Annotated in this window: 14 protein-coding genes; 12 read left to right on the top strand and 2 right to left on the bottom strand. The window is 74.5% G+C overall.

Features of this window, described 5'->3' with window-relative positions; translation table 11 throughout:
- The first annotated feature begins 283 nt into the window (after positions 1-283).
- From ftsZ to FHX36_RS23405, 7 genes are all read left to right on the top strand, one after another.
- Complete coding sequence (gene ftsZ / locus FHX36_RS06725; protein WP_183513622.1) at positions 284-1,564, top strand: cell division protein FtsZ; 1,281 nt, start codon at positions 284-286, stop codon at positions 1,562-1,564.
- A 64-nt stretch (positions 1,565-1,628) separates the two neighbouring features.
- Positions 1,629-2,366 (top strand): peptidoglycan editing factor PgeF, encoded by a 738-nt coding sequence (pgeF, locus tag FHX36_RS06720; RefSeq protein ID WP_343056578.1) that lies wholly within the window; start codon positions 1,629-1,631, stop codon positions 2,364-2,366.
- Positions 2,348-3,148: a YggS family pyridoxal phosphate-dependent enzyme gene (locus FHX36_RS06715; RefSeq protein ID WP_309147326.1), complete on the top strand. Its 801-nt coding sequence runs from the start codon at positions 2,348-2,350 to the stop codon at positions 3,146-3,148. The genes pgeF and FHX36_RS06715 overlap by 19 nt, the downstream gene beginning before the upstream one ends.
- Positions 3,149-3,217: 69 nt before the next feature.
- Positions 3,218-4,045: a cell division protein SepF gene (locus FHX36_RS23410; protein WP_181428945.1), complete on the top strand. Its 828-nt coding sequence runs from the start codon at positions 3,218-3,220 to the stop codon at positions 4,043-4,045.
- A gap of 53 nt (positions 4,046-4,098) precedes the next feature.
- Entirely contained in the window at positions 4,099-4,398 is a 300-nt protein-coding gene (locus FHX36_RS06705) for a YggT family protein (RefSeq protein ID WP_110554144.1), read from the top strand.
- A 97-nt stretch (positions 4,399-4,495) separates the two neighbouring features.
- Entirely contained in the window at positions 4,496-5,233 is a 738-nt protein-coding gene (gene wag31 / locus FHX36_RS06700) for a DivIVA-like cell division protein Wag31 (protein WP_110554143.1), read from the top strand.
- Between the two features lie 123 nt (positions 5,234-5,356).
- Positions 5,357-6,079 (top strand): hypothetical protein, encoded by a 723-nt coding sequence (locus tag FHX36_RS23405; protein WP_183513621.1) that lies wholly within the window; start codon positions 5,357-5,359, stop codon positions 6,077-6,079.
- 37 nt (positions 6,080-6,116) lie between these two features.
- Here the strand turns inward: FHX36_RS23405 and ileS are convergent, their stop codons facing one another.
- Positions 6,117-9,263 carry an isoleucine--tRNA ligase gene (gene ileS, locus FHX36_RS06690; RefSeq protein ID WP_110553506.1) on the bottom strand — a complete coding sequence of 1,049 codons (3,147 nt, stop codon included), beginning with the start codon at positions 9,261-9,263 and terminating at the stop codon, positions 6,117-6,119.
- 96 nt (positions 9,264-9,359) lie between these two features.
- On the opposite strand from ileS, the gene FHX36_RS06685 reads away from it, so the two are divergent.
- Entirely contained in the window at positions 9,360-10,871 is a 1,512-nt protein-coding gene (locus tag FHX36_RS06685; protein ID WP_110553505.1) for a potassium/proton antiporter, read from the top strand.
- 81 nt (positions 10,872-10,952) lie between these two features.
- Here FHX36_RS06685 and mqo read toward each other — a convergent pair whose 3' ends face one another.
- On the bottom strand, positions 10,953-12,383 hold the full coding sequence (gene mqo / locus FHX36_RS06680) for a malate dehydrogenase (quinone) (RefSeq protein ID WP_181428881.1): 1,431 nt from the start codon (positions 12,381-12,383) through the stop codon (positions 10,953-10,955).
- A 298-nt stretch (positions 12,384-12,681) separates the two neighbouring features.
- Here mqo and lspA point away from each other — a divergent pair, with 298 nt between their 5' ends.
- The 4 genes from lspA to FHX36_RS06660 are packed head-to-tail and all read left to right on the top strand — an operon-like array spanning position 12,682 to position 15,565.
- A complete protein-coding gene (gene lspA, locus FHX36_RS06675; protein WP_110554325.1) occupies positions 12,682-13,257 on the top strand; it encodes a signal peptidase II in 576 nt (191 codons plus the stop codon).
- Positions 13,258-13,312: 55 nt separating this feature from the next.
- Positions 13,313-14,281, top strand: coding sequence for an RluA family pseudouridine synthase (locus FHX36_RS06670; protein WP_110554324.1), 969 nt, complete (start codon positions 13,313-13,315; stop codon positions 14,279-14,281).
- A 4-nt stretch (positions 14,282-14,285) separates the two neighbouring features.
- Positions 14,286-15,077: a CPBP family glutamic-type intramembrane protease gene (locus tag FHX36_RS06665; RefSeq protein WP_183513620.1), complete on the top strand. Its 792-nt coding sequence runs from the start codon at positions 14,286-14,288 to the stop codon at positions 15,075-15,077.
- Entirely contained in the window at positions 15,074-15,565 is a 492-nt protein-coding gene (locus FHX36_RS06660; RefSeq protein ID WP_183513619.1) for a GNAT family N-acetyltransferase, read from the top strand. The genes FHX36_RS06665 and FHX36_RS06660 overlap by 4 nt, the downstream gene beginning before the upstream one ends.
- The last annotated feature ends 112 nt before the right edge of the window (positions 15,566-15,677 follow it).

The raw sequence follows: 15,677 nt of genomic DNA, 5'->3' as shown, positions 1-15,677 counted from the left end.
GCGAAAAACCGTGTGCGAGTCCTCGTCGTCCGGCGCGCCGGTCGTGCACGCCGACGTCTGGACCCGGGCGTGAGACGCCCACCAGGCGGGTCGTCACTTCTCGTGAGCCGGATGTGACAGACGGGTCAGCCGATTCTGGTGCGACTCCGCCCGGTGGACACGCCGACCGGGGAAGGGTGCTTGCTGCCCCGTCGGGGCACACCTAACTTCGTCCTCACACGGACTCACTTGACATAACTATAAGGCTTAACCTGAGGATGAGGGTCCAGTTGGGGAGCGCAGCATGACACCTCCGCACAACTACCTCGCGGTCATCAAGGTCGTCGGCATCGGCGGCGGCGGGGTGAACGCGGTCAACCGCATGATCGAGGTCGGCCTCAAGGGGGTCGAGTTCATCGCGATCAACACCGACGCACAGGCACTGCTGATGAGCGACGCGGACGTCAAGCTCGACGTCGGCCGCGAGCTCACCCGCGGCCTGGGCGCGGGCGCGCAGCCCGATGTCGGCCGCCAGGCCGCAGAGGACCACCGCGAGGAGATCGAAGAGGTGCTCAAGGGCGCCGACATGGTCTTCGTGACGGCGGGCGAGGGCGGTGGCACCGGTACCGGTGGTGCCCCGGTCGTCGCCTCCATCGCCCGCAAGCTCGGTGCCCTGACCATCGGCGTGGTCACCCGCCCGTTCTCCTTCGAGGGGAAGCGGCGGGCCGTCCAGGCCGAGACGGGGATCGAGGAGCTGCGCAACGAGTGCGACACGCTCATCGTGATCCCGAACGACCGGCTGCTGCAGCTCGGCGACCGGAACGTCAGCGTCATGGACGCCTTCCGGACCGCCGACCAGGTGCTGCTCTCCGGTGTCCAGGGCATCACCGACCTGATCACCACGCCCGGCCTGATCAACCTGGACTTCGCCGACGTCAAGTCGGTCATGTCCGGGGCGGGCTCGGCGCTGATGGGCATCGGCAGCGCCCGCGGCGACAACCGCGCGCTGCTGGCCGCCGAGCAGGCGATCGCCAGCCCGCTGCTGGAGGCCTCGATGGAGGGCGCCCACGGCGTCCTGCTGTCGATCTCCGGCGGGTCGGACCTGGGCCTGTTCGAGATCAACGAGGCCGCCTCGCTGGTCTCCGACGCAGCGCACCCGGACGCCAACATCATCTTCGGCGCCGTCATCGACGACGCCCTGGGTGACGAGGTGCGGGTGACCGTGATCGCCGCCGGCTTCGACGGGGGCAAGCCCAGCAACCGCAAGGACGCCGGGACCACCTCGCTCGCCACGGCCGCCCCGGTGGCGCCCGCACCGGCGGCCCCGGCGACGACCGCCGTCCCGCGGCCGGCCGTCCCGGCGCAGACCGGCGAGCGGCTGGTGACCCCGGCCCCCACGGCCGCGGCCCCGGCCTCGCCGGCCGCCCCCCGCCCGGGGCAGCCCGGTCAGGCACCGCAGGGTGGCGGGATCACCGTGCCGCCGCTCCCGCCGATCGCCGGCGCCGGCAGCGGCACCCGCCGTCCGCTGGCCTCGGAGGACTTCGAGGAGGAGCTCGACATCCCCGAGTTCCTCCGCTCCCAGTGAGAGGACCCTCTTTCCCCCCACCCCTCGCAGGCTCGGGGCGGGACCCTGAAAGAGGGCCGCTGACGTGACGTCGCGTCCGGCCGCTCCGGGGGCGGTGCGACCCCGACGGGTCGTCACCGACCGCCGGGGCGGCCGTTCCGCGTCCCCGTACGACTCGTTCAACCTGGGCGGGCACGTCGGCGACGACCCGGCGGACGTCGCCGCCAACCGGGAGCGGCTGGCGGGGGAGCTCGGCGTCCCCGCCGACCAGCTGGTCTGGATGACCCAGGTGCACGGCACCGGGGTGGCGATCGTCGAGGACGCCGGGGAGAACCCGGTGGCCGACGTCGACGCGCTGGTCACCGCCACGCCGGGGCTCGTCCTCTGCGTGCTGGTGGCCGACTGCGTCCCCGTGCTGCTCGCCGACCCGGTGGCCGGCGTCGTCGCGGCGGTGCACGCCGGGCGCGAGGGCGTCCGGCGGGGGGTGGTGACCGCGGCGCTGGCCGCGATGACCCGGCTCGGCGCCCGCCCCGGCGACGTCGAGGCGCTGCTGGGCCCGGCGGTCTGCGGGGGGGACTACGAGGTGCCCGCCGCCATGCAGGCCGAGGTGGCCCGGGTCGCCCCGGCGGCCGCGGTGCGCACCCGGCAGGGCACGCCCGGCCTGGACCTGCGGGCCGGCATCGCCGAGGTGCTGCGCGGAGCCGGGGTGCGGCAGGTCGTGCACGACCCGCGGTGCACCGTGGAGGACCCGCGGCTGTTCAGCCACCGCCGCGACGGGGTGACCGGCCGGCAGGCCGGTGTCGTCTGGCTGGACGCCCGCTGAGCAGCGACGCAACCGACGGGCCCTCGGCCGAGCAGCTGGCCGAGAACCTCCGCGAGGTGCGCCGGCGGATCGACGCCGCCGCCCGCGCGGCCGGGCGCGACCCGGCCGAGGTGCGGCTGCTCGCGGTCAGCAAGACCTGGCCTGCCGAGGCCGTCCGGGTGCTCGCCGGCCTGGGGCAGCGGGACTTCGCCGAGAACCGCGTGCAGGAGCTGTCGGGCAAGGCGGCCGCGCTGGCCGACCTGCCCGACCTGCGCTGGCACCTGGTCGGCCAGCTGCAGCGCAACAAGGCCGCCGTCGTCGTCCGGCTCGGTGCGACCGTGCACTCGGTCGACCGCGCGTCGCTGGTCGAGGCGCTCAGCCGGGCCGCCGAGCGCGAGCAGCGCGAGATCGGCGTCTTCGTCCAGGTCGACCTCGGGGGCCCGGAGGGCGAGATCGGTGCCCGCGGCGGCGCCGAGCCGGCCGACGCCCCGGCCCTGGCCGATGCCGTGGCCGCGGCTCCGGGGCTGGAGCTGCGCGGCCTGATGGCCGTCGCGCCGCGCGGGGCGGACCCCGCCCCGGCGTTCGCCCGGCTGGCGCAGCTGTCCGCCCGGGTGCGGGCCGACCACCCCGGGGCATCGGGTACATCGGCGGGCATGAGCGGCGACCTGGAGGCGGCTGTGGCAGCTGGGGCGACAGTGGTGCGTGTCGGTACCGCGTTGTTCGGCGCGCGCCCCCTAGCCTCGCGTGAGGAGACCGCCACGGACCCCGTGCGCTCTCACGAGTCACACCAGCACCACCCGTGACACCAGCACCACCGATCAGCCGCCTGCCAGCACGAGTCGTCCTGCGACGAGACCAGAGGGAGACGTCCGATGGCCGGAGCCATGCGAAGGATGGGGGTCTACCTGGGCCTCGTCGAGGACGACGACGCCCGGGGCGGTTACGACCGCTACGCCGCTCGGCAGAGCGACTACGACCACGACGACCGCGGCTACGACCGCGGGTACGACCGGTACGCCGCCGACGGCCACGACGAGCCGCTGACCGACGACCGCTACGGCTACGGCACCGGCTACGGGGCCGGTGGGTACGACACCGACTACCCGGTCGAGGCCGCCGCCGACGACCGGGTGGAGGAGCGCGCCCCCGAGCCCGAGGTCTCCCTCGGCCGGCGTCCAGCCACGCCCCGCACCCTGGGCCTGGCCCCGACCTCCGGCGGCAGCACGGCCGCCCGGCTGGGCGGCAGCGGTCTGGGTGCAGCCGGCGGCTCGGGCATCGGCGCGTCCGCCGGGCGGAGCCGGATCTCCGGCGGGCTCGCCGGTGGCGTCTCCGGCTCGGCCGGGCTGGCGATGAGCGAGCCGGTGGCGGTCGACCCGACCCCGGCACCCGAGCCGGCGCCGGCCCCGGAGCCGAAGTCCAAGTCCTACCGGATCACCACCGTGCACCCGGCCTCCTACAACGAGGCCCGCACGATCGGTGAGCGCTTCCGGGACGGCATGCCGGTGATCATGAACCTCACCGAGATGGAGCACGCCGACGCGAAGCGGCTCGTGGACTTCGCCATCGGCCTGACGTTCGGCCTGCACGGTAGTATCGAGCGCGTCACGGCCAAGGTCTTCCTGCTCAGTCCGCAGGACGTGGACGTGACGGCTGAGGACAAGGCCCGGATCCGCGAGGGCGGCTTCTTCAGCCAGTCCTGATCCCGTGCAGCACGTGGTGCCCGCCCACGTGCTGCCCCGAACGAGCGAGGACCGTGGCTCTTCTCCTGCAGATCGTCTCGTCGGTCCTGTTCGTCTTCCTGATCCTGCTGTTCGCCCGGTTCGTCGTGGACTGGGTGATGGTGCTCGCGCGCAGCTGGCGCCCGCAGGGTCTGGTCGCGGCCGGGCTCGAGGTCGTCTACACCACGACCGACCCGCCGCTCAAGGCCGTGCGGAAGGTCATCCCGCCGCTGAACCTCGGGTCCATCCGTCTGGACCTGGGGTTTATGGTGCTCTTGATCGCCGTCATCCTCCTGCGCAACCTGGTGGGTGCCCTCGCGGGCTCCGTCGCATGACCCCTCGTACCAGCCCGGAGCGGGGTGTGGACCCGAAGCGGTCAGCCGCCGGTCCCCGTCCGTTCCAGTTCCTCCCGTCCGACCTGAGGTGAGCCGCATGCCACTGACTCCCGCCGACGTGCACAACGTCGTCTTCAAGAAGCCGCCGATCGGAAAGCGCGGTTACGACGAGGACGAGGTCGATGCCTTCCTCGACGTCGTCGAGGCCGAGCTGGCCCGACTCATCGAGGAGAACAACGACCTGCGCGCCTCCGGCGGCAGCGGGTCCCCGGCCCGGGACGAGCGTCCCGAGTCGGCCCCGATGACCGTCGCCGCGCCGCCGCCCCCGCCGGCCCAGCCGACCGCCCCCTCGGTCCGCGAGGACGAGGCGATCCGCGCGTCCCGGATGCTGGCGCTGGCCACCGAGACGGCCGAGCGGCACGTCAACGAGGCCAAGGCCCAGGCCGACCAGATGGTCGGCAGCGCGAAGAGCACCAGCGAGCGGATGCTGTCCGAGGCCCGCGCCAAGAGCGAGCAGATGGTCAGCGAGGCCAAGAACCGCGCCGACTCCATGCTCGGCGACGCCCGCACCCGGGCCGACACGATGGAGCGCGAGGCGCGCGCCAAGGCCACCGCGCTGGCCCAGGACGCCGAGCGCAAGCACGTCGAGGCGATGGGCTCCCTGGAGGAGAAGCGCGCCAGCCTGGACCGCAAGGTCGAGGAGCTGCGCACCTTCGAGCGGGAGTACCGCACCCGGCTGCGCTCCTACCTCGAGTCGCACCTGCGTGACCTGGACAGCCGCGGCTCGGCCGAGCCGGCCACCAACAACCGGCAGAACCAGCACGTCAGCGCCTGAACCAGGGCACCCAGCGCCACCACGGAGCCCCGCCGGACCACGGTCCGGCGGGGCTCCGTCGCGTCCGGCCCGGCATCCGGCGCTCCGGCGGCCGGTCCCACAGCGCGCGGCTAGCATCCGCCTGTGATCGGTGTCGCAGCGCTGTTGCTGCTCGTCGCCCTCGGGTTGCTCGCAGGCGGGCTGGCCCAGGGGTCCGCCCCGCTGCAGTGGGGCTCCTTCGCCGCCAGCGCGCTGGCCGCCCTCGTCCTCGCGGTCGGGGAGCTGCGCCGCCGCCGGGCCGAGGCCGCCGGGGCCCCGCAGGAGGAGGCCGACGTCCCGGCCGAGGCCGAGGTCGGCGCCCTGGTGTCCGCCCCGGCCGCGGCTCCGCCCCGGGCCGCGGAGCCCGCGCTCCCGGCCGCCCCGCCCGTTCCGCACGTCGACCCGGTGGCCCACCCGGGGCCGGACCCGACGTCCGAGCCGGTCGCCGAGGCGCCCGCCGTCCAGCCGGCGCTGCAGCCTGCGGTGCCCGCCGAACCGGCGCCGGAGCGCAGTGCCGCCCACGCGGCGGAGCGGACCGGCCCACCCGCCGGAGCGCACGCCGCGGTCCCGGCGCTGGGGCCCGACGGCGAGCCGCCGGTCGAGGAGGTCGAGGTCACCGACCTGCTGCTCGTGCTGGACCTGACCGACGAGGTGCTCGTGGTCGACGAGCACCCCCGCTACCACCTGGCCGGCTGCCCGCACACGGCCGGCGTCGAGAGCATCCCGCTGCCGATGGTGGAGGCGCGGACCGACGGCTTCACCCCGTGCGGCACCTGCGCCCCCGACCGCAACCTGGCGCACCGGGAACGGGCCCGCCGCTCCGGTTGAGGAGCGACGGGGCCTGGACCGGAGCGGGGCCCGCCGGTCAGCGGGCCTTGGCGATCCAGACCCGGGCGCCGGCGGGGGCCTCGAGGCCCTCACCGGTGCCGGCCTCACCCGCGTGCACGGTGGTGGCCAGCACCTCCCCGGCGAGCGCCTCCGCGTGCTCGGTGAGCGCCCGGGCGATCGCGCCGCCCCCGGTCCACCACAGCTCGATCCGGTCGCTGACCGCCAGCCCGGTGGACTTGCGGGCGTCCTGCACCAGCCGCACGACCTCGCGCACCAGGCCGGCCCGCTCCAGCTCCGGGGTGAGGGTGAGGTCCAGCGCCACGGTCAGCCCGGCGGCCGAGGCCACCGTCCAGCCCTCGCGCGGGGTCTCGGTGACGACCAGGTCGCCCTCCTCGAGCGCCACCGGTGTGCCGTCGACCGGCACCGTGGCGGTGCCTGCCCGGTAGGCGGCGACCAGCTCGACCGGGTCGGCGGCGGCGACCGCCGCGGCGACGGCCTGGACCTGCTTGCCCAGCCGCCGGCCGACGGCCCGGAAGTCGACCTTGACCGAGACGTCGACCAGCGACCCCTCGACCGCCGACAGCTCGGTCAGCTCGGCGACGTTGAGCTCGTCGGCGACCTCGGCGACCAGGTCGCGGGGGAGCTGCGACCAGCCGGAGGCGGCGACGAGCGCCCGGGCCAGCGGCTGGCGGGTGCGCGCCTTGGCCGCGGTGCGGGCCGAGCGGCCCAGCTCCACCAGCCGGCGGACCAGCGCCACCTGCTCCACCAGGACGTCGTCGCGGGCGTCGGCGTCGACGGTGGGCCAGCTGGCCAGGTGCACCGAGTCGACCGCCCCGGCCGAACCCGGGAGCACCGCGCTGCGCCACACCCGCTCGGTGACGAACGGGGTGAACGGCGCCATCAGCCGGGTCAGCCCGTCGAGGACCTCGTGCAGCGTGCCCAGCGCAGCCGGGTCGCCGTCCCAGAAGCGGCGGCGGCTGCGCCGGACGTACCAGTTGGACAGGTCGTCGACGAACCCGGCGATCAGGCGCCCGGCGGTCTGGGTGTCGAAGTCCTCCAGCGCCTCGGTGACCCCGGCGGTGACCGAGGCCAGCTCGGCGAGCGCCCAGCGGTCCAGCAGCGGCCGCTCGGCCCGCGGCGGGGCCGGTGAGGTCGTCGGGTCCCAGCCGTTGGTCTCGGCGTAGAGGGTGAAGAAGCTGGCGGTGTTCCAGTAGGTCAGCAGGACCTTGCGGACCACCTCGGACAGCGTCTCGTGGCCCACCCGGCGGGCCGACCACGGCGAGCCGCCGGCGAGCATGAACCAGCGGACGGCGTCGGCGCCGTGCCGGTCCATCAGCGGCATCGGCTCCAGGATGTTGCCCAGGTGCTTGCTCATCTTCCGGCCGTCCTCGGCCAGGATGTGCCCCAGGCAGAGCACGTTCTCGTAGGAGCTCTGGCCGAAGACCAGCGTGCCGACCGCCATCAGCGTGTAGAACCAGCCGCGGGTCTGGTCGATCGCCTCGGCGATGAACTGCGCCGGGTAGGCCGCCTCGAACTCCGCCTTGTTCCGGTGCGGGGCGCCCCACTGGGCGAACGGCATGGAGCCGGAGTCGTACCAGGCGTCGATGACCTGGCGGACCCGCCGGTAGGTGCCCTCCTCACCGGGCACGGTGAAGGTGACGTCGTCGATGAACGGCCGGTGCGGGTCCAGGTCGGACAGGTCGGTGCCGGTCAGCTCCGACAGCTCGGCCAGCGACCCGACGACGACCATCCGGCTCGGGTCGGCGTCGTTGCGCCAGATCGGCAGCGGCGTGCCCCAGTACCGGTCGCGGGAGAGCGCCCAGTCGACGTTGTTGTTCAGCCAGTCGCCGTAGCGGCCCCACTGGATGTTCTCCGGGTGCCAGTTCGTGCGCTCGTTCTGCGCCAGCAGCTGGTCCTTGACCTGGCTGGTGCGGATGTACCAGGACGGCTGCGCGTAGTACATCAGCGGCGTGTGGCAGCGCCAGCAGTGCGGGTAGCTGTGCTCGTAGCGCAGCTCGCGGAACAGCACGCCGCGGTCCTGCAGGTCCTGCACCAGCGTGGGGTCGGCGCCCTTGAAGAAGTGCCCGCCCACCAGCGGCACGTCGGGCAGGAAGTGGCCCGACGGGTCGATCGGGTTGACCACCGGCAGCCCGTAGGCCCGGCCGACCGCGAAGTCCTCGGCACCGAAGGCGGGGGACTGGTGCACCAGCCCGGTGCCGTCCTCGACGGTGACGTAGTCGGCCAGCACGACGTAGTGCGTGTCGACGTCGGCGGGGAAGTCGACCAGCTCGAAGGGCCGCTGGTAGTGCACGCCCTCCCAGTCGCGGCCCGGCGTGCGCGCGAGCACCTCGGCGTCCTCGCCCAGCACGGCCGCCAGCAGCGGCTCGGCGACGACGAACGTGCCGGCGTCGGTGCGCGCGACGACGTAGCCGACCTCCGGGTGCACGGCGACGGCGGTGTTGCTCGGCAGCGTCCACGGCGTCGTCGTCCAGATCAGCAGGTCGGCCTTGCCGGCCCACTCGCCGCTGGTGACCGGCAGCCGGACGTAGACCGACGGGTCGGTCAGGGTCTCGTAGCCCTGGGCGACCTCGTGGTCGGACAGGCCGGTGCCGCAACGCGGGCAGTACGGGGCCACGCGGTGGTCCTCGACCAGCAGGCCCTTGTCGAAGACCTGCTTGAGCGACCACCAGACGCTCTCGATGTAGCTGGCGTCCATCGTCCGGTAGGCGGTCGACATGTCGACCCAGTAGCCCATCCGGCTGGTCAGCTCGGCGAAGGCGTCGACGTGCCGCTCCACCGACTCCCGGCACTTGGCGTTGAACTCGGCGATGCCGAAGCGCTCGATGTCCGGCTTCCCGGCGAAGCCCAGCTCCTGCTCGACGGCGATCTCCACCGGCAGGCCGTGGCAGTCCCAGCCGGCCCGGCGGGGCACCGAGAAGCCCTGCATCGTCTTGAACCGGGGGAAGACGTCCTTGAAGGCCCGGGCCTCGATGTGGTGCGTGCCCGGCCGGCCGTTGGCGGTGGGCGGGCCCTCGTAGAAGACCCACTGCGGCTTGTCGGCCGAGCCCTCCAGCGACCTCGCGAAGACCTTGTCGGCCTCCCACTGCTCGAGGACCTCGTGCTCGAGGGCCGGCAGGTCGACCTGGGGGGGAAGGGCCTGGAAGGGCCCGGAAGGTGCACTCACGGCTCCATCATCCCCGACCCCGCCAGTGCCTTCGCGCAACCGTCGTCATCTGCCGGAGATGCCGGTACGGGAGACTGCGCCCATGGGGGCCCGCGGATGAACACGACGGTCACCGTCGCGCTGGCCGTGGGAGCCCTCGTGGTGCTCGTCGCCGCCGTCGCGCTGCGGCTGGCCGACCGGATCGGGCTGCCCTCGCTGCTGCTCTACCTGGCCTTCGGCGTGGCGCTGGGGGAGAGCGGGCTGGGCGTCGAGTTCGAGGACGTCGCCCTGACCCAGACCCTCGGCGTGGCCGCGCTGGTGGTCATCCTGGCCGAGGGCGGGCTGACCACCCGCTGGGCCGACGTCCGCCGGGCGGTCGGGCCGGGCGTCGTGCTGTCCACCGTCGGGGTCGTCGTCAGCGTCGCGGTCATCGCCGCGGTCGGCTGGTGGCTGCTGGACTTCTCCTGGCCCTTCGCGCTGCTGGTCGGCGCCGTCGTCACCTCCACCGACGCCGCGGCGGTGTTCTCCTCGCTGCGGCGGCTGCCGCTGCCCCGGCGGATGGTCGCGTCGCTGGAGCTGGAGTCCGGGCTCAACGACGCCCCGGTCATCCTGCTGGTGCTGGCGCTGTCCGAGCAGCTCACCGGCGGGGAGACGCACGCCTGGTGGCTGGTGCTGGCCGAGGTGGTCGGCGAGCTGGCCGGCGGTTCGGTGATCGGGGTGGGCATCGGGTTCGGCGGCGCCTGGCTGCTGCGCCGGCTCGCGCTGCCGCTGGCCGGCTTCTACCCGCTGGCCACCCTGGCGCTGTGCGTGCTGGCCTTCTCCTCCGCCGACCTGGCCCACACCTCGGGCTTCGTCGCGGTCTACCTCTGCGGGCTGGTGCTGGGCAACGCCTCGCTGCCGCACCGGGCCGGCACGATCGGCTTCGCGGAGGGGCTGGCCTCCCTCGCCCAGATCGGGCTGTTCGTGCTGCTCGGGCTGCTGGTGTCGCCGTCCCGGCTGCCCGAGGCCGTGCTGCCGGCGCTGCTGATCGGCGGGGTGCTGCTGCTGGTCGCCCGGCCGCTCTCGGTGTGGGCCAGCCTCGTCTGGTTCCGGCTGCCCTTCAGCCAGCAGGTCTTCATCTCCTGGGCGGGGCTGCGCGGCGCGGTGCCGATCGTGCTCGCCACCTTCCCGATCGCCGCGGAGGTGCCCGGGGCGACGCGGGTGTTCGACACGGTGTTCGTGATCGTCGTCGTCTTCACCGTGGTGCAGGGCTGGTCGCTGCCGGCGATGGCCCGGCTGCTGCGGATCGCCACCCCGGTGACCCCGCGGGACGTCGACGTGGAGTCCGCGCCGCTGGACGAGCTCGGCGCGGAGCTGATGCAGCTGCGGGTGTCGGAGACCTCGCAGCTGCACGGGGTCTACCTGCCCGAGCTCCGGCTGCCCGAGGACGCGGCGGTGGTGCTCGTCGTCCGCGACGGCCGCCCGTTCGTGCCGGACCGGACCACCCGGCTGATGCGCGGTGACCAGGCGCTGCTGGTGTCGGCCCGCGGATCGCGGCGCGAGGCCGAGCGCCGGCTGCGCGCGGTCAGCCGGGCCGGCCGGCTCGCCACCTGGCGGGGCGAGGCCGGCGACCCGTCGGAGACCGACTGAGGAAGGGCCCCCTGCCCCCACCACTCGCAGGCTCGCGGCGGGACCCTGCAGGGGGCCGACGTGGGGGGCTGGGTCGGTCGGTCAGGAGTGCAGCTCGAGGGTCTTCGTGGTGTCGGCGAAGACCTCGGCCAGCAGCGCCGGCTCCTCGGAGAGCTTGTGGCCGTAGGAGGGGATGGCCTCCTGCAGCAGCGGCTTCCACTGCTCGACCCGGTCGGGGAAGCAGCGCTCGAGCAGGGTGAGCATCGCCGAGGTGGCCGTCGAGGCACCCGGCGAGGCGCCGAGCAGGCCGGCGATCGAGCCGTCGGCGCCGACCACCAGCTCGGTGCCGAACTGCAGCACCCCGCGCCCGGCGTCGTCCTGCTTGATGACCTGCACCCGCTGGCCGGCGGTGATGAGCTCCCAGTCGTCGGACTCCGCGGTGGGCACGAACTCCTCCAGCGCCCGGAACCGCGACTTCTCCGACTGCAGCACCTGACCGATCAGGTACTTCGTCAGCGGGATGTTGGCCCAGCCGGCGCCGAGCATCGAGCCCAGGTTGCCGGTGCGCACCGAGCGCGGCAGGTCCCACAGCGAGCCGGACTTGAGGAACTTGGGGGAGAAGCCGGCGTAGGGCCCGAACAGCAGCGCCTGCTCGCCGTCGATCAGCCGCAGGTCCAGGTGCGGCACCGACATCGGCGGAGCGCCGACCTTCGCCTGGCCGTAGACCTTGGCCTGGTGCTGACCGACCAGCTGCGGGTTGCGGGTGCGCAGGAACTGGCCGGAGACCGGGAACCCGCCGAAGCCCTTGATCTCCGGGATGCCGGCACCCTGCAGCAGCGGCAGCGCACCGCCGCCGGCGCCGACGAACAGGAAGCGGCTGCGCACGGTGCGGCGCTTGCCGGTGGCCTGGTCGCGCACCGTGGTCGCCCAGCGGCCGTTGCCGTCGCGGCGGACCTTGAGCACCCGGTGCTGCAGGTGCAGCTGGACGCCGCGGCTGACGGCGGCGTCGAGCATCAGCCGGGTCAGCGCGCCGAAGTTGACGTCGGTGCCGGCCAGCGAGCGGGTGGCGGCGACCGGCTCCTTCGCGCTCCGGTCGGCCATCATCAGCGGCACCCACGAGGCCAGCTCGGCGGCGTCCTCGGAGAACTCCAGCCCGGCGAACAGCGGCTGCGGCGCCAGCGCGGCGAACCGGTTGCGCATGTAGGCCCGGCCGTCGTCGCCGGTGACGAAGCTGATGTGCGGCACCGAGGTGATGAACGACTTGGGGGAGTCGGTGAGCCCGGCGCGCACCAGGTGCGACCAGAACTGCCGGGACACCTGGAACTGCTCGTTGATGCCCACGGCCTTGGCCGGGTCGACGCTGCCGTCGGGACGGGCCGGGGTGTAGTTGAGCTCGCAGAGGGCCGAGTGCCCGGTGCCCGCGTTGTTCCACGGTCCGGAGCTCTCCTCGGCGACCGCGCTGCCGGACTCGAAGACCTCGACGGTCCAGTCCGGGGCGACGATGCCCAGCAGCGACGCCAGCGTCGCGCTCATGATGCCGCCACCGACGAGGACTACGTCGGGGTTCGAGGGACCACCCGTGGTCAAGATCTGCCTCCGTGCACTCGGGACTGCTGCACCCCATCGTCGTCCCGTGACGGGGTCCGCACGTCCCGAACCGGGGGTGACCCCCGATCTGGGGTGATGAGATGGGTCACAGGTCGAGGGTGCCCGCCTCCGCCCCGGACCGCAGGGCGGGGGGTCGCGCGCCGTCGCGCCGGGCACCGCCGCCGCCCCGGCTATCGTCGTCGCGACGTGGCCGCCCGGGCCGCGCGGCGGGGAGGACGGCGCGGTGAGCGAGGAACCCGACCACCCGGTGCGCCCCCGGCGGTCCCGGGCGCGGCTGCTGCTGGGCCTGGCCTCCGCCGTCCTGGCGCTGGACCTGGGCACCAAGCTGCTGGTCGTCGCCACGCTGTCGGACCGGGAGCCGCTGCGGCTGCTCGGTGGCGCGGTCTACCTGACCGAGGCGCGCAACACCGGCGCCGCGTTCTCCTTCGCCGAGGGCGCGACCGTCGTCTTCACGCTGATCGCCGTCGCGGTGGTCGTCGTGATCGTGCGCAGCGCCCGCCGGCTGTTCTCCACCGGCTGGGCCGTCTCGCTGGCGCTGGTGCTGGGCGGCGCGGTCGGCAACCTGGTCGACCGGGTGTTCCGCGACCCCGGCTTCCTCCGCGGCGGCGTCGTCGACTTCGTCTCGCTCTTCGACCCCTACGGCCGGGTGTGGCCGATCTTCAACGTCGCCGACTCCGCGATCGTCTGCGGCGGCGTGCTGGGCGCGCTGCTGGCCTTCCGCGGCATCGAGTTCGACGGCGGGCGCGCCCGTGACCGGGACGCCGACGGCGCGGACGACGACGCCGCCGTCCGCGACTGAGGGCCCCGCGGCCCGGCGCGACCAGGCCGGTTGTCCCACCGTTCACAATGAGGACGTGACCAGCAGTCCCGGCCCGACCACGACCGCCGGCGGACGCCCCGGCGAGCACCGCTCGCTCCCGGTGCCCGACGGCCTGGAGGGGCAGCGGGTCGACCAGGCGCTCACCCGGCTCTTCGGCCTGACCCGGGCCGTTGCCGCGGACCTCGCCGACGCCGGTCAGGTCGTCGTCGACGGCCGGCCCCGCGGCAAGGGCGACCGGCTCACCGCCGGCAGCTGGCTGGAGGTGGAGCTGCCGCCCCCGCCGGGCGAGCCGGCCCCGCCCCAGCCGGTCGAGGGCATGACCGTCGTCCACGACGACGACGACGTGGTGGTGATCGACAAGCCGGCCGGCGTCGCGGCGCACGGCAGCCCCGGCTGGACCGGCCCGACGGTCACCGGCGGCCTGGCCGCCGCCGGCTACCGGATCTCCACCAGCGGTGCAGCGGAGCGGCAGGGCATCGTGCACCGGCTGGACGCCGCCACCACCGGCCTGATGGTCGTGGCCAAGAGCGAGCGCGCCTACACGCTGCTCAAGGCGGCGTTCAAGGAGCGCACCGTCGACAAGGGCTACCACGCGCTGGTGCAGGGCCACCCCGACCCGTCCAAGGGCACCATCGACGCGCCCATCGACCGGCACCCCAAGCACGACTGGCGCTTCGCGGTCATCGCCGGCGGCCGGCCCTCGGTCACCCACTACGAGGTGGTGGAGGCCTTCCCGGCGGCCAGCCTGGTCGACATCCACCTGGAGACCGGCCGCACCCACCAGATCCGGGTGCACTTCTCCGCGCTGCGGCACCCCTGCGTCGGCGACACGGCCTACGGCGCCGACCCGACCCTCGCCGCCCGCCTCGGGGTCAGCCGCCAGTGGCTGCACGCCGTCCGGCTGGGCTTCGCGCACCCGGCGGACGGGCGGTGGGTGGAGTTCACCAGCGACTACCCGGCCGACCTGGCCGGTGCCCTCGCTGTCCTGCGCGCCGAGAACTGACCGCGTGACCGGGTCCGACCTGCCCTCCTTCGCCGACTTCGGTCCGGCCCAGCTGTCGGCGGCGGTGATCGCGGTCTACCTGGTCGTGGGGGAGCCCTTCGTCGGGTACGTGCTGCACCGGCGGTTCGAGGGCCGGCTGCGCACCGACCCGGCGGCCCGGCGGTCCTTCTACCGCCGGCTGCTGGTGCTGGAGTGGGGGCTGGCGCTGGTCACCCTGGTCGTCTGGGTCGCCGCGTCCGACGTCAGCGCCGCGCAGGTGGGCCTGGTGCTGCCGCAGCGCTGGCCGGGCCCGTTCAGCTGGCTGGCGTGCGCCGCCCTGCTGGTGCTCGTGCTGGTCTCCACCCGGACGCTCCGCTCGGGGGCGCTGGCCGGCCCGCCGCCCGACGTGCTGCGCCGCACCCGGCCCGGCGAGGCCCGGCACGCCGAGCCACCCGGCCACGCGACGCTGGCCCTGCTCCCGCGCAGCCGGTCCGAGCGCCACCTGTTCGCGCTGGTCGGGGTGACCGCGGGGGTGTGCGAGGAGTGGCTGTACCGCGGGTTCTTCCTCGCCGTCGTCGTGGCGGTGGCCCCGTCGCTGCCGGACGCCGTCCTGGTCCTGGTCGCCGGCGCCGCCTTCGGGCTCGCGCACGCCTACCAGGGGCTGTCGGGCGTGGTCACCACCGGCGTGCTCGGCGGGGTGCTGGCCGGGGTCTACCTCGCCACCGGGTCGCTGCTGCTGCCGGTGCTGCTGCACGCCGCCATCGACCTGCGGTTCCTGCTGGTGCCCTCCTCGGCGCTGCCGGCGGCCGTGCGGTGACCGGACCGACCTCCATCGGGCCGACCGCGGCCGTGGCGACCGCCGCCGACTGGCCGGACGTCGCCGGGCTGCGGCACCGGGTCTTCGTGGTCGAGCAGGGGGTGCCGGCCGACCTCGAGCGGGACGACGCCGACGCCACCGCCGTGCACGCGCTCAGCCGGGACGACGCCGGGCGGGTGGTCGCCGTCGGCCGGCTGCTGCCCGACGCCGCGGGGCCGGGGCGGGCGGTGATCGGCCGGATGGCCGCCGACCGCGCGGTCCGGGGTCGTGGCCACGGCGCCGCGGTGCTGGCCGTGCTGGAGCAGCAGGCCGCCGCGCGCGGCCAGGCGGAGGTCGAGCTGCACGCGCAGGTGGCGGCGCGCCGGTTCTACGAGCGGGCCGGCTACACCGCCGTCGGCGCGGAGTACCAGGAGGCCGGCATCGCCCACGTGACGATGACCAGGCGACTCCCGGGCACCGGCCGGCAGGGGCCCCCGGGAGCGGTGTGACGGAGTGGTCCCGATCCCGAGACACGAACTGTCAGACCCTTCGGGTAGACCTCCGGAGGTGCGAGGATCAGGACACCGCGAACGGCCCCCACCCGTGGTGACGGCGTCGCCC

This window comes from Modestobacter versicolor (assembly GCF_014195485.1).
Lineage (GTDB): Bacteria > Actinomycetota > Actinomycetes > Mycobacteriales > Geodermatophilaceae > Modestobacter > Modestobacter versicolor.
This window is presented reverse-complemented; position numbering and strand designations above follow the sequence as displayed.

What these genes read in the sequence shown, in the direction of transcription:
- ftsZ (WP_183513622.1), top strand. Translation starts at nt 284, where the DNA reads ATGACACCTCCGCACAACTACCTCGCGGTCATCAAGGTCGTCGGCATC.
- FHX36_RS23410 (WP_181428945.1), top strand. Translation starts at nt 3,218, where the DNA reads ATGGCCGGAGCCATGCGAAGGATGGGGGTCTACCTGGGCCTCGTCGAG.
- wag31 (WP_110554143.1), top strand. Translation starts at nt 4,496, where the DNA reads ATGCCACTGACTCCCGCCGACGTGCACAACGTCGTCTTCAAGAAGCCG.
- FHX36_RS06685 (WP_110553505.1), top strand. Translation starts at nt 9,360, where the DNA reads ATGAACACGACGGTCACCGTCGCGCTGGCCGTGGGAGCCCTCGTGGTG.
- mqo (WP_181428881.1), bottom strand. Translation starts at nt 12,383, where the DNA reads ATGAGCGCGACGCTGGCGTCGCTGCTGGGCATCGTCGCCCCGGACTGG.